Source organism: Pseudooceanicola marinus (assembly GCF_020177265.1).
GTDB lineage: Bacteria > Pseudomonadota > Alphaproteobacteria > Rhodobacterales > Rhodobacteraceae > Pseudooceanicola > Pseudooceanicola marinus_A.
In genome coordinates this window covers 105,529-128,288 of sequence record NZ_JAIVMC010000005.1, presented here as the reverse complement: position 1 = coordinate 128,288, position 22,760 = coordinate 105,529, and the positions used below count along the sequence as shown (strand labels likewise).

The 22,760-nt window shown below is 67.5% G+C and carries 17 protein-coding genes; 10 read left to right on the top strand and 7 right to left on the bottom strand.

The features are described from left to right. Positions 1-549: 549 nt before the first annotated feature. The 4 genes from LC066_RS09685 to LC066_RS09670 all read right to left on the bottom strand — a co-directional run bounded on the left by LC066_RS09685 (position 550) and on the right by LC066_RS09670 (position 4,074). Positions 550-1,614 carry a bifunctional transcriptional activator/DNA repair enzyme AdaA gene (locus LC066_RS09685; RefSeq protein WP_224898314.1) on the bottom strand — a complete coding sequence of 355 codons (1,065 nt, stop codon included), beginning with the start codon at positions 1,612-1,614 and terminating at the stop codon, positions 550-552. A gap of 50 nt (positions 1,615-1,664) precedes the next feature. Continuing rightward, a complete protein-coding gene (locus LC066_RS09680; protein WP_224898312.1) occupies positions 1,665-1,904 on the bottom strand; it encodes a MazG nucleotide pyrophosphohydrolase domain-containing protein in 240 nt (79 codons plus the stop codon). A 154-nt stretch (positions 1,905-2,058) separates the two neighbouring features. Further along, the gene (locus LC066_RS09675; RefSeq protein ID WP_224898310.1) at positions 2,059-3,051 is read right to left on the bottom strand and encodes a pirin family protein; all 993 of its coding nucleotides are present in this window, start codon (positions 3,049-3,051) and stop codon (positions 2,059-2,061) included. A gap of 90 nt (positions 3,052-3,141) precedes the next feature. After that, a complete protein-coding gene (locus tag LC066_RS09670) occupies positions 3,142-4,074 on the bottom strand; it encodes a class I SAM-dependent methyltransferase (protein ID WP_222475631.1) in 933 nt (310 codons plus the stop codon). A 188-nt stretch (positions 4,075-4,262) separates the two neighbouring features. Here LC066_RS09670 and LC066_RS09665 point away from each other — a divergent pair, with 188 nt between their 5' ends. The 9 genes from LC066_RS09665 to LC066_RS09625 all read left to right on the top strand — a co-directional run bounded on the left by LC066_RS09665 (position 4,263) and on the right by LC066_RS09625 (position 17,067). After that, positions 4,263-4,847: an ANTAR domain-containing response regulator gene (locus tag LC066_RS09665; protein ID WP_222475629.1), complete on the top strand. Its 585-nt coding sequence runs from the start codon at positions 4,263-4,265 to the stop codon at positions 4,845-4,847. Next, entirely contained in the window at positions 4,844-6,028 is a 1,185-nt protein-coding gene (locus tag LC066_RS09660) for a CmpA/NrtA family ABC transporter substrate-binding protein (RefSeq protein ID WP_224898308.1), read from the top strand. The genes LC066_RS09665 and LC066_RS09660 overlap by 4 nt, the downstream gene beginning before the upstream one ends. Positions 6,029-6,318: 290 nt before the next feature. Continuing rightward, complete coding sequence (locus LC066_RS09655) at positions 6,319-7,686, top strand: CmpA/NrtA family ABC transporter substrate-binding protein (RefSeq protein ID WP_224898306.1); 1,368 nt, start codon at positions 6,319-6,321, stop codon at positions 7,684-7,686. A 143-nt stretch (positions 7,687-7,829) separates the two neighbouring features. Continuing rightward, on the top strand, positions 7,830-8,912 hold the full coding sequence (locus LC066_RS09650; RefSeq protein ID WP_224898304.1) for an ABC transporter permease: 1,083 nt from the start codon (positions 7,830-7,832) through the stop codon (positions 8,910-8,912). A gap of 5 nt (positions 8,913-8,917) precedes the next feature. Continuing rightward, positions 8,918-10,603: an ABC transporter ATP-binding protein gene (locus LC066_RS09645; RefSeq protein WP_224898702.1), complete on the top strand. Its 1,686-nt coding sequence runs from the start codon at positions 8,918-8,920 to the stop codon at positions 10,601-10,603. Between the two features lie 87 nt (positions 10,604-10,690). Next, entirely contained in the window at positions 10,691-13,129 is a 2,439-nt protein-coding gene (gene nirB, locus LC066_RS09640; RefSeq protein ID WP_224898302.1) for a nitrite reductase large subunit NirB, read from the top strand. Continuing rightward, a complete protein-coding gene (nirD, locus tag LC066_RS09635) occupies positions 13,126-13,458 on the top strand; it encodes a nitrite reductase small subunit NirD (protein WP_222475614.1) in 333 nt (110 codons plus the stop codon). The genes nirB and nirD overlap by 4 nt, the downstream gene beginning before the upstream one ends. Then, positions 13,458-16,091: a nitrate reductase gene (locus LC066_RS09630; protein WP_224898300.1), complete on the top strand. Its 2,634-nt coding sequence runs from the start codon at positions 13,458-13,460 to the stop codon at positions 16,089-16,091. The genes nirD and LC066_RS09630 overlap by 1 nt, the downstream gene beginning before the upstream one ends. Positions 16,092-16,098: 7 nt before the next feature. Further along, positions 16,099-17,067: a glycosyl transferase family protein gene (locus tag LC066_RS09625; protein ID WP_224898298.1), complete on the top strand. Its 969-nt coding sequence runs from the start codon at positions 16,099-16,101 to the stop codon at positions 17,065-17,067. A 4-nt stretch (positions 17,068-17,071) separates the two neighbouring features. On the opposite strand, the gene glmM is transcribed toward LC066_RS09625, so the two are convergent. Then, positions 17,072-18,412 (bottom strand): phosphoglucosamine mutase, encoded by a 1,341-nt coding sequence (gene glmM / locus LC066_RS09620; RefSeq protein ID WP_224898296.1) that lies wholly within the window; start codon positions 18,410-18,412, stop codon positions 17,072-17,074. A 293-nt stretch (positions 18,413-18,705) separates the two neighbouring features. Between glmM and LC066_RS09615 the strand changes: the two genes are divergently transcribed. After that, the gene (locus tag LC066_RS09615) at positions 18,706-20,202 is read left to right on the top strand and encodes a phosphomannomutase/phosphoglucomutase (protein ID WP_222475597.1); all 1,497 of its coding nucleotides are present in this window, start codon (positions 18,706-18,708) and stop codon (positions 20,200-20,202) included. 444 nt (positions 20,203-20,646) lie between these two features. On the opposite strand, the gene LC066_RS09610 is transcribed toward LC066_RS09615, so the two are convergent. Next, positions 20,647-21,753: a flagellar basal body P-ring protein FlgI gene (locus LC066_RS09610; RefSeq protein WP_224898294.1), complete on the bottom strand. Its 1,107-nt coding sequence runs from the start codon at positions 21,751-21,753 to the stop codon at positions 20,647-20,649. Next, on the bottom strand, positions 21,750-22,760 hold the full coding sequence (locus tag LC066_RS09605) for a flagellin (RefSeq protein WP_224898292.1): 1,011 nt from the start codon (positions 22,758-22,760) through the stop codon (positions 21,750-21,752). Before LC066_RS09605 ends, LC066_RS09610 begins: the two co-directional genes overlap by 4 nt.

Sequence of the window (22,760 nt, the reverse complement as noted above, 5' to 3'; positions counted from 1 at the left end):
GCATCTGGTGACCCGTGGAACGGCGCGCCATCTTCGCCGATTTTCCGTCTCTTTTCCTGCCGAGACGCACTGAAAACCGCAGTCTGCTGGCCCCACCTTCACACCAAAGTTCTTTGGCCGTCCTGAGAAGTGTCTAGCCGACTGTAGTGCAGGAGCAGTGAATAGCCTAACGCCCAAGGATCAATGCAGAACAGCGCGTCTTCTCGTTTTCGACGGAGGGCCTGGCCGAGGGTCTGGCTGCGTTGAAGCCGACACCCTAGTCTGGGGGACTGAAGGTAACATCGCCGATCTAAATTCCGGCTACGGTGCCTTCTCGTGAGGTCGGGCGATGGAGACCGAATTCCTCTTCGATACCCAATACGCCGGCGGTTGTATCGAGAGTTTTGACGATCCGGGCGACTACATTGATCCGATCGCCGGGCGGTGTTGCGTAACGTGCATGCGAGCCGAACAGGAACTGGCGGGGGGATGTGGGGGCTCGGGCCTCAGTGGTGCGCCCGTGCATCTGACCCTGCCTTGAACGCCAATTCAGCCCCCAAAAGCATCGCGTCAGCCTGCCCCGGAGAAAAGCTGTCTGCCTTCGATCTGCAATAGGCGCTGTTTGCGCCACAGGCCACCGCCGTAGCCGGTCAGCGTTCCGTCGCTACCGATCACCCGATGGCAGGGGATGACCAGGGCGATCTGGTTGGCGCCGCTGGCACGAGCCACGGCGCGATGCGCATCGGGGCGGCCAATGGCGCGGGCCAGATCCGCGTAAGACCGGGTTTCCCTGGCCGGAATGCGGCGCAGCTCTTCCCAGACCTGCCGGGTGAAGGCCGAACCGTGCAGCGCCAGCGGTGTGTCGAACCGCGCGTCCCCGCCATCAAAGTAGCGGGCCAGTTCCTCGCGGATCTGCGCGCCGGGCGCATGGGAGCCCAACCCCAGCGAGCCCCGGGCGTAGCTGGCCAGCTTGCGCACCTCGGCGCCCAGGGCGCGGCGGTCAGCGAATTCCAGCAGGTGCAGATGGCGGGCGCAGGTCACCGCGACCATGTCACCCAGGGGCGTCGGGATCCATTCGGCACGCAGCAGGGCGTCGCGTTTCAGGTGGCCCGGGGCGACTCCCAGGTGCCGGGCAAAGGCCGCGCGGAAGGCCGATGGGCTGTCGAACCCCGCCTCCAGCTGTGCTTCGATCACCTTGCCGCCCCGCGCCAGCGTCAGGAAGCCGTCGCGCAGCCTGCGCTGGCGCGCCATGTCGAGGAAGGTCATCCCGAAGGTACGCTTGAACGCCCGGCGCACGGTGGAAGGATCGAGGCCCATGGCGATCACGCAGGCCTCGCTCCAGCGGTGATCGGGCCGGTCGTCCAGTGCCGCGAGCAGGGCCAGCACCGCCGGCTCGCCCTCGCCCGCCGCCCGAAGGGGGTGGCAGCGCTTGCAGGGGCGGAACCCCTCGGCGATGCAGTCGGCCAGGGTGGCGCGGAACAGGCAGTTCTCCCGCCGCGGCTTGCGGGCCGGGCAGGTCAGCCGGCAGAAGATACCGGTCGACGTGACACAGACCCAGGCGCGGTCTTCGTAGGTGGCGTCCCGCGCCAGCAGCGCGTCGTAGAGGGTGTCATCGGAAGGCAGCTCGAACATCATGAGGCGATCCTAGCGCAGGACACGCCGGGGCGGCGCCGGAAATCGGGCGCCTATTCCGCCTTTTCGGCCTGATCATCCGGGATCGCTGCGGGATCGAAATGCCATTTTCCTCGGATGGCGGCGTCCAGATCCACGTCGTTCTGATGGGCCACCAAAAGCACCATGCCAAGGAGATCGGCCAACTCGTCCTCCAGGTCTCGCGCCAGGTCCGAGGCGCTGGCGTCGCGGCGGCGGCCGCGATGGGTCAGCCTGTTCCAAGCCTTGGCCACCTCGCCCGATTCCTCAAGCATCTTGAGGACATACCAATCCCTGTCGCGGTCGATCCCGTAGTGGCGGGCGTAGCTGTCCGAGGCGCGCTGGACGCGCGCAGCATGGGATCTCCAGTCGGTGTGACTTCCCGGGGGATAACCCCGGCGCAGGCCATGCCGCAAGCGGCCCGATGCGTCAGCCGGGGTGCCCGCCCGGTTTGCGCGCCCCGGCCCGCATGGGCAGCAGGCGGCCTGGGCCGTCTTCGGGGGCGGGGATGAATTCGTCGCGGTCGTCCACGGGCAGGTCGAACAGGCCCTGGCCCCAGGTGCCGCGGCGCCAGTCCAGCTTGGCCGCTTCGATCCGGTCGGGATCGGAGGCAACGAAGTTCCACCAGATGTAGCGCGGGCCGGGCAGGGTGGCGCCGCCGAGGGCGAGGAACCGTGCGCCTTCTGGCGCGGCGCGCAGGGTGATCGCATCGCCGGGGCGGAAGACCATCATCCGGCCCGGATCAAACCGATCGCCCGCCACCTCGACCGCGCCATGGGTGACATGCACGCCGCGGTCCTCGTGGTCGTCGGGCAGGGGGAAGCGGGCGCCGGGGGCCAGGGTCACGTCCAGGTAGAAGCTCTCGGAAAAAAGCTGCGCCGGGGCGCTTTCACCGAAGGCGTCGCCCAGGATCAGCCGGGCCTGGATGCCCTCGGCCTCCAGCTCGGGCAGGGCGGCCTTGGCAAAATGTTCGAACAGCGGCGCGCGGGTCTCCTCCGCCTCGGGCAGGGCGATCCAGGTCTGCAGGCCGTGGATCGCGCCGCCCGCCTCGACCGAGGGGGAGCGTTCGGAATGGCTGACCCCGCGTCCGGCCACCATCCAGTTCACGTCACCCGGGACGATCACCTGATCGGACCCGATGGAATCGCGGTGCCGGAAGCTGCCCTCGAACAGGTAGGTCACGGTGCCCAGCCCGATATGGGGATGTGGTCGCACGTCGATCCGGTCGCCGGCCAGCAGTTCCGCCGGGCCCATCTGGTCGAAGAAGATGAAGGGGCCGACCATCTGCCGTCGGGGTGCGGGCAGGGCGCGGCGCACCTCGAAGCCGCCGATGTCACGGCTGCGGGGGATGATGAGGGTTTCCAGCGCCGAGGCGGCGATCAGGTCGGGGTCGGTCAGAAGGGCGTCGGGATTCCAGCTCATAGGGGCCTCCTTTGGTCCCAAGATAGGCCGAAATCCCCCGCGCGCAGCCCCGCATCCGTGCACAGGGGCTGCTCACCCCTGGACGGGGCGTCAGGCAGCCTCCTGCTGGACGGCGCGGCAGCGGCGCAGCCAGAAGAAATGCTCCTTCGGGTCGCCGGGGCCGAAGCGTTCCAGCGCCTCGTCCACCAGGGCCAGGGCGCCCCCCGCATCGCCACTGCGGATTAGCAGCCGGGCGCGGACCAGTTCGATGTAACGGGTGTCGTGCCCGCCCTCGCGGAACAGCGACAGCAGCCGATCGACCCGGGCCAGGGCATCGGTCGGGTCCAGGTCTTCCCAGCGGCCCGCCTCCGCCAGGGCGTGGGCGGGGATCGACTCGCGCAGGCGCAGCAGGATGGAATCGTCGGCGCGCGGCTCCATCAGCTCGAAATAGTCGATCAGGTGACCCAGCGAGCAATGGATCCACGGGTTGTCGGCATTGTGGAAATCCTGGTTCACCAGCAGGCCCGGGCCGGGGCGCAGCGCGGGCAGGAACCGCTCCAGCACGACGCGGTTCAGTTCGGCCGTCTTGGCGATGTCGACGAAGACCAGATCCACCGCGCCGCCGTCCCAGCGGGCCTGGGCGAAGTCGCCCTTGTGGATCTCGATCGCCGGGGCGACCTCTGCCGTCTGGGCCTCGAAGAGGTGCTGGAAATCCTCCCCCTCGCGGAAGTCGGGGTCGATGCGGGTGCGGATGAATTCGGCCATATCGCCGAACTTCGCCTCGAAGATGTCGAAACAGTGCAGCCGCGTGGTGCCGTCCCAGTCGGGGTTGGCCATCAGCCCGGCCCCGGTCAGAGAGGCGCTGCCCCCCAGGAAGGAGCCGAGCTCCAGCAGGGGGTGCCGCCCCGACACCCAGTCGCGGGCGATGTAGTAGAGCATGGCCCCTTCGGCGGCGCCAAGCTGGGCATGGCCCAGCTTCTTCATCGGCCAGGCAATCTTCTGGTCGTCGCGCCAGGTCATCGGCGGGTGGTCGATCGTCTGCATGGGAACCTCCTGTCACAGGGCAGCGGGGCCATTTCGCCGCAGCTTCCCTAATCAATGATTAAAACTGCTGGGGGACCCGGCCTGACCCGCCGGTTTTTTGGGCCAAGCGCCAGCAGGCCGGGCCGTCAGGATCATGTCAGGATCACGGGGGAGTTTACAAAACCCGCCGGCTGGCCCCATGTCGGGGTATGCCGGACAAGCTTTCCATCATCGTCGTCGAACCGGATCGGGACCGGGCCATGCTGATCGTTGACAGCCTGGCCGAGGCCGGGGATTACGATCTGCACGTGATATCCGAGGTGACGGGCCTGGCCCGCAAGGTCACCGCGCTGAACCCCGACGTGGTGCTGGTCGATATCGCCAACCCGTCGCGCGACATGCTGGAGGAGCTGACGCTTGCCTCCGGCCCGCTGGACCGCCCCGTGGCGATGTTCGTGGACCAGTCCGACGATGGCCTGACCCGCGCCGCGATCGAGGCGGGCGTGTCGGCCTATGTCGTCGCCGGGCTGAAGCCCGAGCGGGTGAAGCCGGTGATGGATGCTGCCGTGGCGCGGTTTCACATGTTCCAGCGGATGCGCACCGAACTGGAGACGACCAAGCGCGCGCTGGAGGAACGCAAGGTCATCGACCGCGCCAAGGGCCTGCTGATGAAGGCGCGGGGCCTGGGCGAGGATGAGGCCTATGCCCTGCTGCGCAAGGCGGCGATGGACCAGGGCAAGCGGGTGGCGGATGTCGCCCAGGCGCTGGTCACCACGGCGGGGCTGCTGGGATGACGCCGCAGGTTCTGAACGTGGGGTTCATCCCGCTGGTGGATGCCGCCCCCCTGGTGGTGGCGCAGGAGATGGGTTTTGCCGCCGAGGAAGGCATCACCCTGGACCTGCAGCGCGCGCCCAGCTGGTCCAGCTTGCGCGACATGCTGGTCTTCGGCCGGGTCGAGGCGGCGCATATGTTGTCGCCCGTCCCCGTGGCCTCGGCCCTGGGCCTGGGGGGCACGGGGGCGGCACTGTCGGCGGTTTCGGTCCTGTCGGTGAACGGCAACGTGATCGGGGTCAGCAACGCCCTGGCCGAGCGGCTGCGCGCCGTGGGCCATGACTTCGCCTTTGACGATGCACGGGCGGCGGGCGAGGCGCTGATCCGCGCCAAACCGCAGGACCGGCCTTTGCGCCTGGGCGTGCCCTTCCCCTTCTCGATGCACGCAGAGCTTCTCTATTACTGGCTGTCCGCCCTGGGCCTGCCCGCGCCGCAGGGGGTGTCGATCCACACCGTGCCGCCGCCGCTGATGGCCGATGCCATGGCCGCGGGCGAGCTGGACGCCTTCTGCGTCGGTGAACCCTGGGGCAGCATCACGGTGGAAAACGGCGCTGGTGAGTTGCTGTTGCCGGGCCGGGCGATCTGGCAGATGGCGCCGGAAAAGGTGCTGGCGATGCGCACCGACTGGGCCGAGCGGGAAGGCGCGCTGGTCGGCCGCCTGGTGCGCGCCTGCTGGCGGGCCGGGCGCTGGCTGGCGGAGCCCGGCGCGCGGGATCTGGCGGCTGAGCTGCTTTCGCGGCCCGAATACCTGAACCTGCCGGTCGAGGTGCTGGAACGGTCGCTGTCGGGGCGCATGGTCATCAACGGGCGCGGCGATACGCGCGCCGTGCCGGGCTTCGTCGGGTTCCACCGGGGCTGTGCCAGCTTCCCCTGGCGCAGCCAGGCGGAATGGATCGCGCATCAGCTGGCCGCGCGCACCGGGCTGGACCGCGACGCGGCGGCCCGCGCGGGCGCGCAGGCCTTCCGCAGCGACCTGCACCGCGCCGCCCTGTCGGGGACCGAGGCCGATCTGCCCGGTGCCTCATCGAAGATCGAGGGAGCGGTGACCGGCGAAACCTCCATCGCCTCGGCGGCGGGTCACCTGTCGCTGATCCCCGATTCCTTCTTCGACAGCCGCGTTTTTGAGCCGTCGTCGCAGGAATAGCCCCTGAAACGGCGCTTTTTGCGGCAGAACCTGTCTAATCGCGAAAAATGGGGCGTCCGCGCACATCCAACCTTTGCTTTTGCGCACCGAGTCCCGCATCAAGGATCACAGGTAGGCAATGGCGCCCACCTGACGAATTTCTCCCACCGACTGGGTTTGACTGAGCAGAGCCGCTCGACACTTCGGATGCACCCGCATCCGGGATTGTCAGAGTGGCTTTTCGTGTTTGGCCCGGGTGAGGAAAAACCATCCCCGGGTTCCTGAAAAAGAACAGATGACGGGGTATGAAGATGAAGAAACTGCTTCTTTCGCTGGCGGCCTCCACCGCCCTGGTCGCACCGGCAAACGCCGAGATGCTGGACCTGGAAAAGGACGTGCTGACCTTCGGGTTCATCAAGCTGACCGACATGGCGCCGCTGGCCGTGGCCTATGAACAGGGCTTCTTCGACGACGAGGGCCTGTTCGTCACGCTGGAGGCGCAGGCCAACTGGAAGGTGCTGCTGGACGGCGTGATCTCGGGCACCCTGGACGGCGCGCACATGCTGGCCGGTCAGCCGCTGGCGGCCACCATCGGCTATGGCACCGAGGCGCATATCATCACCCCCTTCTCGATGGACCTGAACGGCAACGGCATCACCGTGTCGAACGAGGTCTGGGAGATGATGAAGCCCAACCTGCCCACCAATGACGCGGGCCTGGTGGCCCACCCCATCGGCGCCGAACACCTCAAGCCGGTGATCGAAAGCTTCAACGCGGAAGGAAAGCCCTTCAACATGGGCATGGTCTTCCCCGTCTCGACCCACAATTACGAGCTGCGCTACTGGCTGGCCGCCGGTGGGATCGAACCGGGCTATTATTCCCCCGAGAACGTCACCGGCCAGATCGGGGCCGAGGCCTTCCTGTCGGTCACCCCGCCGCCGCAGATGCCCGCCACCCTGGAGGCCGGCACGATCAGCGGCTACTGCGTGGGGGAACCGTGGAACCAGCAGGCCGTCTTCAAGGGCATCGGCGTGCCGGTGATCACCGACTACGAGCTGTGGAAGAACAACCCAGAGAAGGTCTTCGGCCTGTCGGCAGAGTTCCAGGAGGCCAACCCCAACACCACGCTGGCCATCACCAAGGCGCTGATCCGCGCCGCCATGTGGCTGGACGAGAACGACAACGCCAACCGTCCCGAGGCGGTCGAGATCCTGTCGCGCCCCGAGTACGTCGGTGCGGACTACGAGGTGATCGCCAACTCGATGACCGGCACCTTCGAGTATGAGAAGGGCGACACCCGCGAGGTGCCCGATTTCAACGTCTTCTTCCGCTACAACGCCACCTATCCCTTCTACTCGGATGCCGTCTGGTACCTGACCCAGATGCGTCGCTGGGGGCAGATCCCCGAGGCGAAGTCGGACAGCTGGTACGATGAGGTCGCGAAATCGGTCTACAAGCCCGAGATCTACCTCGAAGCCGCGCGGATGCTGGTGGACGAGGGCCTGGCCAACGAGGCCGACTTCCCCTGGGACAGCGACGGCTACAAGGATCCGACGCCCGCCGCCGATATCATCGACGGTATCCCCTACGACGGCCGCACCCCGAACGCCTACCTCGACAGCCTGCCGATCGGCCTGAAGGGCGAACAGAAGGTCGTCGGCAACGAGGTTCAGGGCTGAGCGCCCCGGGGGGGCGCAGAGCAGGCGCACCCCCGGCCGCCGCAGACCAGACCCACCCATGACACCCTGAGGTTGGCGGACCGCCCCGCCAACCGGACCCCAAACCGAACGCGGGCCATCCCGCCGGATCCAGGAGAAGACCGATGACCACTGTCGATCCCGAATTTGCGCGCGCAGAGGCCCGTGAGGCCCGCCGTGCGAAGCTGTTCACCCGCATCAATTCCGCCGACAAGTGGTTCCAGGTTCTGGGGCTGGCGTGGATCACCCCGATGCTGAAGGCCGCCGCCGGCGACAACCCCAAGGTCCAGGCGAAAGAGGTCTGGCGCCTCTTGGGTGTGCCGCTTCTGGCCATCGCCATCTTCCTGATGCTCTGGGGCACGCTGGCGCCGAAGGTGCAGACCTCGCTGGGCGCCGTGCCGGGGCCGGCGCAGGTCTGGACCGAGGCCGTGGGCCTGCATGAGGCCGCGGTGCAGACCGCCGCCGACAAGGCCGAGTTCGAGGCCCGGGTCGATGCCCGCAACCAGCGTTTCATCGAGAACGGCCAGCCCGAACGGGTGAAGGACATCCCCTATACCGGCGCGCCGAGCTACTACGCGCAGATCTGGACCTCGATCAAGACGGTGTTCTTCGGCTTCCTGATCGCCAGCGCCGTGGCCATTCCGCTGGGCATCCTGGCGGGGCTGTCGCTGACCGCCAATGCGGCGCTGAATCCGATCATCCAGATCTTCAAACCCGTCTCGCCGCTGGCCTGGCTGCCCATCGTCACCATGGTCGTCTCGGCGGTCTACACCACAAATGATGGCCTCTTCGCCAAGTCCTTCCTGGTTTCGGCCATCACCGTGACGCTGTGCTCGCTCTGGCCCACGCTGATCAACACCGCCCTTGGCGTGGCCTCGATCGACAAGGATCTGATCAGCGTCTCGAAGGTGCTGAAGATGGGCACCTGGTCGAAGATCACCAAGCTGGTCCTGCCTTCGGCCCTGCCGCTGATCTTCACCGGGCTGCGCCTGTCGCTGGGCGTGGGCTGGATGGTGCTGATCGCCGCCGAAATGCTGGCGCAGAACCCCGGCCTGGGCAAATTCGTCTGGGATGAATTCCAGAACGGCAGCTCCTCCTCGCTGTCGCGGATCATGGTCGCCGTCTTCACCATCGGCATCATCGGCTTCCTGCTGGATCGGGTGATGTACGCGCTGCAATCCCTCTTCACCTTCTCGAACCAGCGGTGAGCGATATGGGCGTGATCAACTTTACCAACGTTTCCAAAAGCTACGGCGAGGGAACCCGCGCGACCCATGTCCTGAAGGACATCGACCTGAGCGTCGAAGAGGGCGAGTTCCTGGTCCTGCTGGGGTTCTCGGGCACCGGCAAGACCACCCTGATCAACCTGATGGCGGGGCTGGAAATGCCCAGCCGGGGCGCGGTCACCTTCAAGGGCCAGCCGGTCACCGGGCCGGGGCCGGAACGCGGGGTGATCTTCCAGAACTACTCGCTGATGCCCTGGCTGACGGTGCAGGGGAACGTGATGCTGGCGGTCGACACGATCTTCCCGGGTCTGTCGAAGAAAGAGAAAGAAGCGAAGGCGGCCAAGTATATCCAGATGGTCGGCCTCAGCCACGCCACCACCCGCCGTCCGGCGGAACTGTCGGGGGGCATGCGCCAGCGGGTCAACGTGGCCCGCGCCCTGGCGATGAACCCCGAGGTGCTGCTGCTGGACGAGCCGCTGTCGGCACTGGACGCCCTGACCCGCGCCAACCTGGGCGACGAGATCGAGGCGATCTGGAACGAGGAGAAACAGACCTGCGTGCTGATCACCAATGACGTGGACGAGGCCATTTTGCTGGCCGACCGCATCATCGCCCTGACGCCCGAGGGCACCCTGGGCGAGGAATTCCGCGTCGACATGCCCCGCCCGCGCGACCGCGGCGCGATGAACAGCGACGAGACTTTCAAGGCGCTGCGCGCCCGGGTCACCACCTACCTGATGGATCTCGGTATCGAGGCCAAGGCCGAGGGCACCCGCACGCTGCCCAACGTCGAGGCGATCCATAATGTGCCCAAGGCCGTCAGCGACGCCCAGAAGGGGCTGATCGACAATCGCTTCCTCAGCTTCGAGGGGCTGCACAAGGTCTATCCCACCCCCAAGGGCCCGCTGACCGTGGTCGAGGATTTCAACCTGAAGATGGACCGGGGCGAGTTCATTTCGCTGATCGGCCACTCGGGCTGCGGCAAGTCCACCGTGCTGACCATGACGGCGGGGCTTAACGCGATCTCGAAAGGGGTCATCAAGCTGGATGGCTTCGACGTGCAGGGCGCCGACCCTGAACGCGCCGTGGTCTTCCAGTCGCCCAATCTCTTCCCCTGGCTCTCGGCCAAGGAGAACGTGGCGATCGGCGTCGACAAGGTCTATCCCCGCGCCTCCCAGGCCGAGAAACAGGACGTGATCGAATACTACCTCGAACGCGTGGGCCTCGCGGATGCGATGGACCGCCCGGCGCATTCCATGTCGAACGGCATGAAACAGCGCGTTGGCATCGCCCGCGCCTTCGCCCTGTCGCCCAAGCTGCTGCTGCTGGATGAACCCTTCGGGATGCTGGACAGCCTGACACGCTGGGAACTTCAGGAAGTTCTGATGGAAGTGTGGTCGCGCACCAAGGTCACCGCGATCTGCGTCACTCATGATGTGGACGAGGCGATCCTGCTGGCCGACCGCGTGGTGATGATGACCAACGGCCCCCGCGCCACCATCGGCAAGGTGACCAAGGTCGATCTGCCGCGCCCGCGCACCCGCAAGGCGCTGCTCGAACACCCCGATTACTACCGCTACCGGCAGGACGTGCTCGACTTCCTCGAAGAATACGAACACGGCGCCACGCCGAAACCCAAGGCCGCGCAAACGGCCCGGATCGCGGCCGAATAGGCGGCGCCCCTCTTTCGAACTGCTTCGCAACGCGGCGCCCGGGCGGGCACCACGCGACCCGCAACACCCTTCTGACGGAGGAACGACATGGCACAGAAACTGATTGTGATCGGTGCCGGCATGGCCTCGGGCCGGATGCTGGAACATCTCTTCGAGCGGCACACCGACTGGGACGTGACCCTGTTCAACGCCGAACCGCGCGGCAACTACAACCGGCTGATGCTGTCGCCGGTGCTGTCCGGCGAAAAGACCTATGAAGAGATCGTGACCCATGATGCGGCCTGGTACGAGGGCCACGGTGTCACCTGCCGCTTCGGCGAAAAGGTGGCGGGCATCGACCGCGCCGCGAAGACCGTGACGTCGGAAACCGGCGAGGTGCTGGCCTATGACAAGCTGGTCATCGCCACCGGGTCGAACCCCTTCATCATCCCGCTGCCGGGTCACGACCTGGAAGGGGTGATCGCCTACCGCGATCTGGAAGACACCAACCGCATGATTGCGCTCGGAGAGCAAAAGGGCGCCCGTGCGGTGGTGATCGGTGGCGGCCTGCTGGGGCTGGAGGCCGCCGCCGGGCTTCATGCGCGGGGCGTGGACGTGACCGTGGTGCATCTGATGGGCCACCTGATGGAACGCCAGCTGGACGAAGCCGCGGGCTATCTGCTGCGCAAGGAACTGGTGGGGCGCGGCATCAAGGTGCTCTGCGCGACCAACTCCAAGGAGATCCTGGGCGAAAACGGCCATGTCACCGGGCTGGCGCTGGACAATGGCACCGTTCTGCCCTGCGATTTGCTGGTCATGGCCGTGGGCATCCGTCCCAACGTGGCGCTGGCGCAGCAGGCCGGGCTGGCGGTGGGCCGGGGCGTGCATGTGGACGACCAGATGATCACCTCCGACGCCGACATCCTGGCGCTGGGCGAATGCGTGGAACATGGTGGCGCCCTCTTCGGCCTTGTCGCGCCGCTCTATGATCAGGCCAAGGTGGCGGCGGCGACGCTGTCGGGCGAAGAGGCGGCCTTCGTGCCGCGCAACGTCTCGACCAAGCTGAAGGTGACTGGGTGCGACCTGTTCAGTGCGGGCGATTTCGCGGAAGGAGAGGACCGCGAGGACATCGTCTTCCGCGACCCGGCGCGCGGCGTCTACAAGCGGCTGGTCCTGCAGGACAACCGACTGATCGGCGCGGTGATGTACGGCGACACGGCCGATGGTAACTGGTTCTTCGGCCTGATGAAGGAGGGTGAATGCATTGAGGAGATGCGCGACACCCTGATCTTCGGCCCGGCCTTCCAGGGGGGGGCCGCCGCGGACCCTTTGGCAGCCGTTGCAGCCTTGGCGGATGACGCCGAGATTTGCGGCTGCAACGGCATTTGCAAGGGCACCATCGTCAAGGCGGTGCAGGACGGCGCCCATACGCTGGGCGATGTGAAGGCGATCACCAAGGCCTCCAACTCCTGCGGCACCTGCACCGGGCTGGTGGAACAGGTGATGGCGGTGACCCTGGGCGATGATTTCGTCCTGCCCGGGGCGCAGGGCATCTGCGGTTGCACCGATCTGTCCCACGAGGACGTGCGGCGGCTTATCAAGTCGCAGGAGCTGAAAAGCCAACCGGCGGTCTGGCAGGAGTTGGGCTGGTCCACGCCGAACGGTTGCCACGTCTGCCGCCCGGCGGTGAACTATTACCTGCTGGCCGACTGGCCGCTGGACTACCACGATGATCTTCAGTCGCGTTTCGTCAACGAACGGAACCACGCCAACATCCAGAAGGACGGGACCTATTCGGTGATGCCGCGCATGTGGGGCGGGATCACCACCCCGGATGAGTTGCGCGCCATTGCGGATGCCGCCGACAAGTACAAGGTGCCCACGGTAAAGGTGACCGGCGGCCAACGTATCGACCTTCTGGGTGTGCGGAAGGAGGATCTGCCCGCGATCTGGTACGATCTGAACCAGGCCGGCATGGTCTCTGGCCACGCCTATTCCAAGGGGCTGCGCACGGTGAAGACCTGCGTCGGCACCGACCATTGCCGCTTTGGCACCCAAGACAGCACGGGCCTTGGCATCAAGCTGGAGAAGAAGCTGTGGGGGTCGTGGACCCCGCACAAGGTCAAGCTGGGCGTGTCGGGCTGCCCCCGGAACTGCGCCGAGGCGACCTGCAAGGACGTGGGCATCATCTGCGTCGACAGCGGCTATCAGGTGTCGGTGGCGGGCGCCGCGGGGATGGAGGTGAAGGAGACCGAACGCCTGGTCGACGTGCCGACCGAGGCCGAGGCGATCGAGTGGACCACCGCCTTTGTGCAGCTTTACCGCGAACAGGCGCGCTATCTGGATCGGCCCTACAAATGGGTCGCCAAGGTGGGCCTGGACTGGGTGAAAGAAGTGCTGGCCGAGCCGGCCGAACGCGCCGCCCTGAACGAACGTTTCGAAATCTCGCAATCCGTCTATCGCAAGGATCCCTGGGCCGATCACGCCGAACACCGCGCCGATCTGTACCAGCCCCTGGCGGACATCACCCTGGAGGCCGCGGAATGAGCTGGATCGACATCGGACATATCGACGACGTGCCCCTGCGCGGCGCGCGCCTGGTGAAAACCCCCGTGGGCTGCATCGCCGTCTTCCGCACCGCCGAGGCGGAGGTGTTCGCCGCCGCCAATAGCTGCCCGCACAAGGGCGGGCCCCTGTCCGAGGGCATCGTGCATGGGCGCCATGTCACCTGCCCGCTGCACAACTGGGTGTTCTCGCTGGAAACCGGCGCGGCCCAGGGCGCGGATGAGGGGCAGATCGCCACCTATCCCATCCGCCTGGAAGAGGGGCGGCTGCTGCTGGACGCGGTCGCCGTCGGCAAGCGGAGCGCGGCCTGATGGGCGCTCCGGTCACCCGCTCCACCTGCGCCTACTGCGGCGTGGGCTGCGGCGTGTTGCTGTCGCCCGACGGGCAGGGCGGGCTGTCGGTGAAGGGCGACCCGGCGCATCCGGCGAATTTCGGCCGGCTGTGTTCCAAGGGGACGCAACTGGGCGAGACCGTGGGGATGGAAGACCGCCTGTTGCAGCCGATGCTGCAGGGCGCCCCTGTCGGTTGGGACGCGGCGATGGCGACGCTGGCCGAGAAATTCCGCGCCGCCATCCGCGATCATGGGCCCGACAGTGTCGCCCTTTACGTCTCGGGGCAGCTGCTGACCGAAGATTACTACATCGCCAACAAGCTGATGAAGGGCTTCATCGGATCGGCGAATATCGACACGAACTCAAGGCTTTGCATGGCCAGCTCGGTGGCCGGGCACAAGCGCGCCTTCGGTACCGACACCGTGCCCGGCACCTATGAGGATCTGGAACAGGCCGATCTGGTGGTGCTGACCGGGTCGAACCTGGCCTGGTGCCATCCGGTTCTGTACCAGCGGCTGATCGCGGCGAAAAAGGCCCGGCCCCAGATGCGCGTGGTGGTCATAGACCCGCGCCGCACCGCCACCTGCGACATCGCCGATCTGCACTTGGCGGTGAAACCCGGCGGCGACGTGGCGCTGTTCAACGGACTGCTGGCGCAGATCCACGAGCAGGGCGCGGCGGATGCCGCCTATCTCTCCCGGATCGAAGGCTATGACGCCGCCGTCTGCGCCGCCTCGACCACGGATCTCACCGCCACCGGGCTGGACGCCGCCGATCTGCGCGCCTTCTACGACCTCTGGGTGCGGACCGAGAAGGTCGTCACCGTCTATTCCCAGGGCGTGAACCAATCCAGCAGCGGCAGTGACAAGGTGAACGCGATCCTCAATTGCCACCTGGCGACGGGGCGCATCGGGCGGCCGGGCATGGGGCCCTTTTCCGTCACCGGACAGCCCAATGCCATGGGTGGGCGCGAGGTGGGCGGGCTGGCCAATATGCTGGCCTGCCACATGGATCTGGAAAACGCCGATCACCGCAACGCCGTCCGCAGCTTCTGGGACGCGCCCACCATTGCCGACCGTGCCGGGCTGAAGGCCGTCGATCTGTTCCGCGCCGTGGGCGAGGGGCGGATCAAGGCGCTGTGGATCCTGCACACCAACCCGGCGGTGTCGATGCCCGATGCCGACGCGGTGCGCGACGCCATCGGCGCCTGCGATTTCGTCGCCGTCTCGGACATCACCGGCGCCACGGATACCGCGCGGCTGGCCGACCTGCTGCTGCCCGCCACCGGCTGGGCCGAGAAATCCGGCACCGTCACCAACTCCGACCGCACCATCAGCCGCCAGCGCGCTCTGCTGCCCGCCCCGGGCGAGGCGCGCCCCGACTGGTGGCAGATCTGCGAGCTGGGCCGCCGCCTTGGCTGGTCCCGCGCCTTCGATTTCGACGGCCCCGCCGAGATCTTCCGCGAATATGCGGCGCTGTCGGGAATCGCGGGGGGCTTTGGCCTCGACTTCGACATCTCGGGCCTGGCGGGGCTGACCGACGCCGCCTATGACGCGCTGGAACCGATCCGCTGGCCGGTCACCGATGGCCGCCAGGGCGGGCGCTTTTTCGGTGACGGGCGGTTCTTCACCCCCTCGGGCAAGGGCCGGATGCTGCCGCTGCACCAGCGCGGCCCGGCGGTGGAGGTCAGCGAGACCTTCCCCTTCCGCCTGAACACCGGGCGCATCCGCGACCAGTGGCACACGATGACCCGCACCGCGCGCTCCGCCCGGCTGTCGGCGCATCTGCCCGAACCGTTTCTGGAGATCCACCCCGAGGACGCTGCCGCCCGCGGCATCGCGCCTGCCGATCTGGTCGAGGTCACCAGCCCCACGGGCCGCGCGATCCTGCGCGCCCTGCTGACCGACCGCGTGCAGCCGGGTGAGGTCTTCGCCCCCATGCACTGGACCGGCGAAACCGCCCCCTCCGCGCGGATCGACACGCTGGTGGCCGCCGTGGTCGACCCGGTCTCGGGCCAGCCCGAAAGCAAGGCGGCCGTGGCCCAGGTGGCGCGCTGGCAGGGGGGCTTTTACGCCTTCGCCGTGGCGTCTGACCGTTTCACCCCCGATGCCGCCTACTGGGCGCAGGCGAAGACCGGCCAGGGCTGGCGGGCCGAGATCGCGGATCATCATTGCCCCGAGGACTGGGGGCGTTACCTTTGCGGCATGTTCGACTGTGCCGAGGACGAGATGCAGGTGGTCACCGACCCCGCGCGTGGCAGCTACCGCGCCGCCGTGATCCGCGACGGGCGGTTGCAGGCGGCCTTCTTCGCCGCGCCCGAGCCGGTGGCGGTGATGCGCGACTACCTGGCCGGCCTGCCGGGCACCGAGGCGCCGACCGCGCTGTCGGGCCGCGCGGGCGCCGACCGCCCCGACCCGGGGCCAGTGCTGTGCTCGTGCTTCGGCATCGGGGTGAACACCATCCTCACGGCGATCGAAAGCGACGGGCTGATGTCGGTCGAGGCGATCGGCGCGGCCCTGGGCGCGGGCACCAACTGCGGCTCCTGCCGGCCGGAACTGGCCGATCTGCTGGCCCGTGTGGCGCCCCCCGCCCGCGCCGAAGCGGCGGAGTGAGCGCGCGATGAGCCTGGCCCCCTATACCCGCATCCTCGCCCGTGGCCCGGGCCGATCACGCTCCTACACGCAGGAGGAAGCGGCGGAGGTCATGCGCCTGATGTTGGCCGAGGGGGCCGACCCGGAGGCCGTTGGGGCCATCCTGATGCTGCTGCGGATGAAGGGGGAAACCGCCGACGAGATCGCGGGTTTCGCCGAGGCGGCCCGCGAGGCCCTGCCACAGATCCCCCGCCCTGCGCTGGACTGGCCCAGCTATGCCGCCGGGCGCACCCGGGGGTTGCCGTTTTTCCTGCTGGCCGCCCGGCTCGTGGCCCAGGCGGGGCATCCGGTGCTGCTGCACGGCTGGAATTCCGAACACCACATGGCCGAGGCGGCGTCGGTCCGCAGCGCGCTGCTCCATGCCGGCATTCCCGTCGCGGCTTCGGTGACGGACGCAGGCGCCCTGCTGGCCGACCACGGCATCGCCTACCTGCCGCTGGAGCAGTTTCAGCCCGGCCTGCTGGCGCTGATGCAATTGCGGGACAAGCTTGGCGTGCGCAGCTGCGTGAACACGGTGCTGCGGGTGCTGAATCCGGCGCGCGCGCCGGCCTCCGTCCAGGGGGTCTTCCATCCGCCCTACCGGGAGCTGCAGGCCGACGCGGGCCGTCTGCTGGGGCAGGACAACCTGACCGTCATCAAGGGCGGCGGCGGCGAGTTTGAACGCAACCCGGGCAAGGAGATTGCCCTCTTCGGCCTGCGCGAGGGCGCGCCGCTGGACCGGCTGGCGCCCGCGCGGATGGCGGAGACGGGCAAGCTGAACCGGGGCTGGACCGATCCGACGCTGCTGGCGCGGCTGTGGTCCGGCGACTGGGCGGATGATTTCGCCACCGAGATCGTGCTGGGCACCGCCGAACTGGCGCTGGATACGCTGGGGGTGCCCGACCCGAGTGGCGAGGCGCGGCGCCTCTGGGCCGCCCGCGCGCAGGTCCCGGCCTGAGCGGTCAGCTCGCCGCGCGGACCTCGTCCACGATGCTGTTCAGAACGCGGTCCAGTAGCTGCATGTCCTCGGCCTCCCCCATGACGCGGATCAGGGGTTCGGTGCCCGACTTGCGGATCAGCAGGCGCCCGCCCTTGCCCAGGGCCTTCTCGCCCTGGGCAATGGCCTCCTGCACCGGGTCGGTGTCCAGCGGCGCCTTGCCATCGGCATAGCGCACGTTGATGAGCTTCTGCGGCACCGGCTGGAACACGTTGGACAGGTCACTGGCGGACCGGCCCGTCTCGACCATGGCCGACAGGAATTGCAGCGCGGCCAGCAGCCCGTCGCCGGTGGTCGAATGGTCGGTCATCACGATATGGCCAGACTGTTCGCCGCCGAGGTTGAAGCCGCCCTGCTGCATCCGCTCGACCACGTAGCGGTCACCGACGGCGGTGCGTTCCAGACCGATACCGCGGCCTTCCAGATAGCGTTCCAGCCCGAGGTTCGACATCACCGTGGCCACTAGGCTGTCGCCCGCCAGGATGCCGGCCTCTTTCCAGCGGGCGGCGATCAGGCCCATGATCTGGTCGCCATCGGCCACGCGGCCGGTCTCGTCGATCAGGATCACCCGGTCGGCGTCACCATCCAGGCAGACCCCCAGATCGGCACGGGTTTCGCGCACGCGGCGCGCGGCCTGCTCGGGATGGGTGGAGCCGCAATCCTCGTTGATGTTGAACCCGTTGGGTTCGACGCCCATGGGGATGACCTCGGCGCCCAGCTCCCACAGGACGGCGGGGGCGGTGCGGTAGGCCGCGCCATTGGCACAATCCAGCACCACGCGCAGCCCGTCCAGGCGCGTGCGGCGCGGCAGGGTAGCCTTGGCATATTCCACATAGCGCCCGCGCGCGTCCTCGTAGCGCTTGGCGCGACCGATGTTTTGCGGTTGTGCGGGGGGCACGCCCTCGGCCATCAGCCGCTCGATCGCATCCTCCGCCTCATCCGACAGCTTGAACCCGTCAGGGCCGAAGAACTTGATCCCGTTGTCCTCGGCCGGGTTGTGGCTGGCGGAGATCATCACGCCCACGTCGGCGCGCAGGCTGCGGGTCAGGTAGCCGATGGCGGGCGTCGGCACCGGGCCCAGCAGGAAGACGTTCATGCCGGTCGAGGTGAAGCCCGCGGTCAGCGCGTTTTCCAGCATGTAGCCCGACAGCCGCGTGTCCTTGCCGATCACCACCCGGTGGTCCTGCTTGTCGGTACGGAAATACCGCCCCGCCGCCGCCGCCAGTTGCAGCGCCACATCGGCCGTCATCGGCCACTTGTTCGCCTGTCCGCGCACCCCGTCGGTGCCGAAGAGCCTGCCTGCCATCTGCTGCCCCACTTCCGTTCAGTCCCGCGCCTGTCCCCGGCGCGCCTCGCGCACGGGCCGGGCCCGCCGCATTTCGCTTGTTTTGCAGCTATAGGCGCCGGGGCGGGGGGTGTCCAATCGCGCGGGGCCTGAAATTCCGCCGCTGCGCCCCCTTTCCCGGCGGTCATCCGCCGCTAGTTTTTCGTTTCGGTAACAAACCACCGGTCGCCCGGGATCTGCGTTGATCCCCCCGCCGGCCCTCGCTACCACTTTGAGGCGACCTCTTTCGTCTCTTTTCAAACGGATGACTTGGCATGACCAAACCCCTTTCCACCGTCACCCCCAATACCTGGGAATTCCTGCGCGATCCGATGATCAAGCCGACCGGCTTCCGGGAATACGACGCCCGCTGGAAATACCCCGAAGAGATCAACCTGCCCGGCATGACGGCCCTCGGCCTGGGCCTGGGCACGCAGATGATGAAGCGCGGCCTGCCGCCGGTGATCGCCGTCGGCAACGACTACCGCGACTATTCGCTGACCATCAAGAACGCCCTGATCCTGGGCCTCGTGCAGGCCGGGATCACGGTGAAGGACATCGGCCCCTGCATCACGCCCATGGCCTATTTCAGCAGCTTCCACCTGGGCGGCTGCGCCGTGGCCATGGTCACCGCCTCGCACAACCCGAACGGCTGGACCGGGGTGAAGATGGGCTTCGACATGCCCCTGACCCACGGCCCCGACGAGATGGCCGAGCTGAAGGACATCGTGCTGGAAGGCAAGGGTGAGGCCCGCGAGGGCGGCAAGGTGGAATTCGTCGACGGCGTCTGGGACGCCTACATGGACGATCTGCTGGGCGATTTCAAAATGTCCCGCAAGCTGAAGGTGGTCTGCGCCACCGGCAACGGCACCGCCTGCGCCTATGCGCCCGAGCTGTTCCGCCGCATGGGCGTCGAGGTGGTCGAGAGTCACAACACGCTCGACTATACCTTCCCCAACTACAACCCGAACCCCGAAGCCATGGAAATGCTGCATGACATGGCCGACAGCGTGAAGGCCTCCGGCGCCGATTTCGCCCTCGGCTTCGACGGAGACGGCGACCGCTGCGGCGTGGTGGACGACGAGGGCGAGGAGATCTTTGCCGACAAGGTGGGCGTCATCATGGCCCGCGATCTGGTGAAGCTCTACCCCGGTTCGACCTTCGTGGCGGACGTGAAGTCCACCGGCCTCTTTGCCAGCGATCCCGAGCTGGTCGCGGGCGACGCCAAGGCGGATTACTGGAAGACCGGCCACAGCCACATGAAGCGCCGGGTGCACGAGCTGGGCGCGCTGGCGGGCTTCGAGAAGTCGGGCCACTACTTCCTGGCTGAACCCATCGGGCGCGGCTACGACGACGGCATGCGCGTGGCGGTCGAGATTTGCAAGCTGATGGATCGCAACCCGGACATGAAGATGTCGGACCTGCGCAAGGCCCTGCCGGTGACCTATTCCACGCCCACCATGTCGCCCTATGCGGCGGATGAGGAGAAATACGACATCCTCGACCGGATCGTGCAGAAGCTGGTGGCCAAGGCCGAGGCCGGCGACAGCTTCGCCGGCAAGGCGATCAAGGAAGTGGTGACGGTGAACGGCGCTCGCGTGATCCTCGAAAACGGCTCCTGGGGGCTGGTGCGCGCCTCTTCGAACACGCCGAACCTGGTGGTGGTCTGCGAAAGCTCCGACAGCGCGGAGGAGTTGCGCGCGATCTTCGAAGAGGTCGATGCGGTGATCCGCACCGAGCCGGGCGTGGGTGACTACGACCAGACCTTCTGAGGTCCGGGTGACCGGGGCATCTGCGGATCCCCGGCACATTCATTGGCCCCTGGCGGTGGGCCCTGGGGTCGGACCGATGGTCCGGCCCCTATTTCGTTGCCGCCCCGGCGGGAGACGACGAAAGGACCATGGAGGTAGTCCCCCCATGCCACCCTTCGGCTATCCAGATGATCGGGGGTCACCGGGAATTGGGCTGCTGCCGGGGGTGATCTCGATGTCACCCGTGCCAGGTTCCCTAAGCCCTAAGCCCTAAGCCCTAAGCCCTGCGTGCCTTGCGTTTCGCAGGGCATGGCCATGACGTCAGAGGATGGGGGAGGGCGCATGGACCACCCCGGATCGTCTTGTCGCCGCAGTGCGCTCTGCTGGGCGGTCGCGCGACGTCGACCTCAAGTCGGTCGCAAGCGTCCCGGGCCTCCTTCACCGCTCTGCCTCAGTGCGGCCTGGCTATCGCACAATGAACTCCGCATGCAGGGCCCCGGCGGCCTTGATGCTTTTGAGGATGTCGATCATGTCCCGTGGCGCCACGCCGAGCGCGTTCAGACCCGCAACCACTTCCGACAGGGAGGTGCCCTCGTCGATCTCCGCCAGGCCGATGCCCGGCTCCTCGATGATGTCGGCATTGGTGCGTGGCACGACCACGGTTTCCCCTTCGGCGAAGGGGTTGGGTTGAACCACCACCGGGTCCTCCTCGATCCGCAGGGTCAGGTTGCCCTGGCTGACGGCGACGCGGCTGATGCGGACGTCATCGCCCATGACGATCGTCCCGGATCGCTGGTCGACGACCACGCGGGCCTTGCGCTCGGGTTCCACCAGGATGTTTTCCACCTGGCCCAGGGCATGGGCGGGAGAGGGGAGCCCGGTGGCCAGAATATCGAGGCGCACCGTGCCCGAATCCAGCATGCGCGCCGCGCCGGTGCCGAAGGCGCTGTTGATCGCCGTCTCGATCCGGGCGGCCGTGGTGAAGTCAGGCTCGCGCAGGGCCAGGCGCAGGGAGGACAGGGCCGAGAGCTCGAAATCGACCTCCCGCTCCACCCGGGCGCCGGCCGGGATGACCCCGGCGGTGGGCACGCCTTGGACCACCTGCGCCGCCTCGCCCTCGGCGGCGGCGCCGCCGGCGATGATCGTGCCCTGGGCCACCGCGTAGATCTGCCCGTCGGCCGCGTTCAGGGGCGTCATGATCAATGTCCCGCCCAGCAGGGAGGAGGCATCGCCGATGGCCGAGACGGTCACGTCGATCTGTGACCCGGCGCGGGAGAAAGGGGGCAGTTCCGCGGTGGCGAAGACGGCGGCCACGTTCTTTGGCCGAAACTGTTCGCCGGTGATGTTCACCCCCAGCCGTTCGAGGATGTTCGACATGATTTCTTCGGTGAAGGGGGCGTTGCGGATCCCGTCACCGGTGCCGTTCAGCCCGACGACCAGCCCGTAGCCGACAAGGTCGTTGCCCCGCACCCCGTCGAATTCGACCAGGTCCTTGATGCGGATCGGCCCGGCGGCGAGGGGGGCGGCCAGCAGGGCGAGGCACAGGGTCAGGGCGGCGCCGAGGCGGATCATCGCAGGTAATCCGTCAGCGACAGGCGCGAGAGCTTCACCGTCAACGCATAGAGCGCTTCCAGCTGGAACTGAACGTCCTCCAGCTGTGTCGCCGTTTCATAGGGGTCGACCGCCAGCAGTTCGGACTGGGCGATCAGGTAACCGGCGCGTTCCGACACCACCCGGGCCGAGGCCTCCTCCGCGCGGGTCTGGGCATAGCCGAGATCGGCGCGCAACTGCACGATGCCTTCCTGCTGGAAGGAGAGGCCCTCCCCCGCGGCCTTCATCATCTCGACCTGCAGGGCGCTGTCGAAGCCAAGGGCCGGATCCGAGGCCAGCGCGGCCATGGCGGTGTGTTTCATCAGCTCGCGCAGGCCTGGATCGTCGGCGCGCAGGTCCAGGTCGACGGTTTCGCCCTCTCCCAGCAGGAAGGGGCGCAGCGAGGTGGTGCTGCCCTGGTAGGCCACCGTCTCGAAATCGCCGCCGGGGCCGAACCAGGTGTCCAGCACGCCCTGGACCCCTGCCAGGTCGGTCTGACCGGCCAATGCCGTGCGCAGCTCGTCCAGGATCTGTTCGGAGGAGATCAGCGGTGAGGTGTCGCTGTCGATGCCGGAGAAGATCGCGCGCCCGGCCACGGTGGTGTTCAGCGCGTTGACCATGCTTTCCATGTCTTCCGTCGCGCGGGTCGAGGCACCGATCACCGCCTCGTCCAGGAAGGAGCCGGCCGCGGTCAGGGCGGCGGAGCCGAGGTCCGTGGCCAGGGTCTGGTAGCGGTCCAGCACCTCCTGCATCGTGCCGGTGAAGAGGATCGCCTCGCTGGCGGCGGAATCGTATCCCTCGATCAGGGTGAGGTTGCGTTCGACGTCGGCCAGGTAGGAATAGCTGCCGGAAAGATGGCGGGCGACATCGGCGGTGCGCCCCGAGGCCAGTTCCTGGCTGAGCTGGTTCATCCGGCTCTTCAGGTCGGTGTTCTGCTGGCGCAGCATGAAGCTCTGCGCGAGGTCGCCTATGGTGATGGGGCTTGGCAT

Excerpts from the sequence above, each read along its gene's own strand:
- LC066_RS09630 (WP_224898300.1), top strand. The coding sequence starts at position 13,458 with ATGGGCGCTCCGGTCACCCGCTCCACCTGCGCCTACTGCGGCGTGGGC.
- LC066_RS09650 (WP_224898304.1), top strand. The coding sequence starts at position 7,830 with ATGACCACTGTCGATCCCGAATTTGCGCGCGCAGAGGCCCGTGAGGCC.
- nirD (WP_222475614.1), top strand. The coding sequence starts at position 13,126 with ATGAGCTGGATCGACATCGGACATATCGACGACGTGCCCCTGCGCGGC.
- LC066_RS09625 (WP_224898298.1), top strand. The coding sequence starts at position 16,099 with ATGAGCCTGGCCCCCTATACCCGCATCCTCGCCCGTGGCCCGGGCCGA.
- nirB (WP_224898302.1), top strand. The coding sequence starts at position 10,691 with ATGGCACAGAAACTGATTGTGATCGGTGCCGGCATGGCCTCGGGCCGG.
- LC066_RS09610 (WP_224898294.1), bottom strand. The coding sequence starts at position 21,753 with ATGATCCGCCTCGGCGCCGCCCTGACCCTGTGCCTCGCCCTGCTGGCC.
- LC066_RS09685 (WP_224898314.1), bottom strand. The coding sequence starts at position 1,614 with ATGATGTTCGAGCTGCCTTCCGATGACACCCTCTACGACGCGCTGCTG.
- LC066_RS09615 (WP_222475597.1), top strand. The coding sequence starts at position 18,706 with ATGACCAAACCCCTTTCCACCGTCACCCCCAATACCTGGGAATTCCTG.
- LC066_RS09665 (WP_222475629.1), top strand. The coding sequence starts at position 4,263 with ATGCCGGACAAGCTTTCCATCATCGTCGTCGAACCGGATCGGGACCGG.
- LC066_RS09645 (WP_224898702.1), top strand. The coding sequence starts at position 8,918 with ATGGGCGTGATCAACTTTACCAACGTTTCCAAAAGCTACGGCGAGGGA.
- LC066_RS09680 (WP_224898312.1), bottom strand. The coding sequence starts at position 1,904 with ATGCTTGAGGAATCGGGCGAGGTGGCCAAGGCTTGGAACAGGCTGACC.
- LC066_RS09670 (WP_222475631.1), bottom strand. The coding sequence starts at position 4,074 with ATGCAGACGATCGACCACCCGCCGATGACCTGGCGCGACGACCAGAAG.
- glmM (WP_224898296.1), bottom strand. The coding sequence starts at position 18,412 with ATGGCAGGCAGGCTCTTCGGCACCGACGGGGTGCGCGGACAGGCGAAC.
- LC066_RS09675 (WP_224898310.1), bottom strand. The coding sequence starts at position 3,051 with ATGAGCTGGAATCCCGACGCCCTTCTGACCGACCCCGACCTGATCGCC.
- LC066_RS09655 (WP_224898306.1), top strand. The coding sequence starts at position 6,319 with ATGAAGAAACTGCTTCTTTCGCTGGCGGCCTCCACCGCCCTGGTCGCA.
- LC066_RS09660 (WP_224898308.1), top strand. The coding sequence starts at position 4,844 with ATGACGCCGCAGGTTCTGAACGTGGGGTTCATCCCGCTGGTGGATGCC.
- LC066_RS09605 (WP_224898292.1), bottom strand. The coding sequence starts at position 22,760 with ATGCCAAGCCCCATCACCATAGGCGACCTCGCGCAGAGCTTCATGCTG.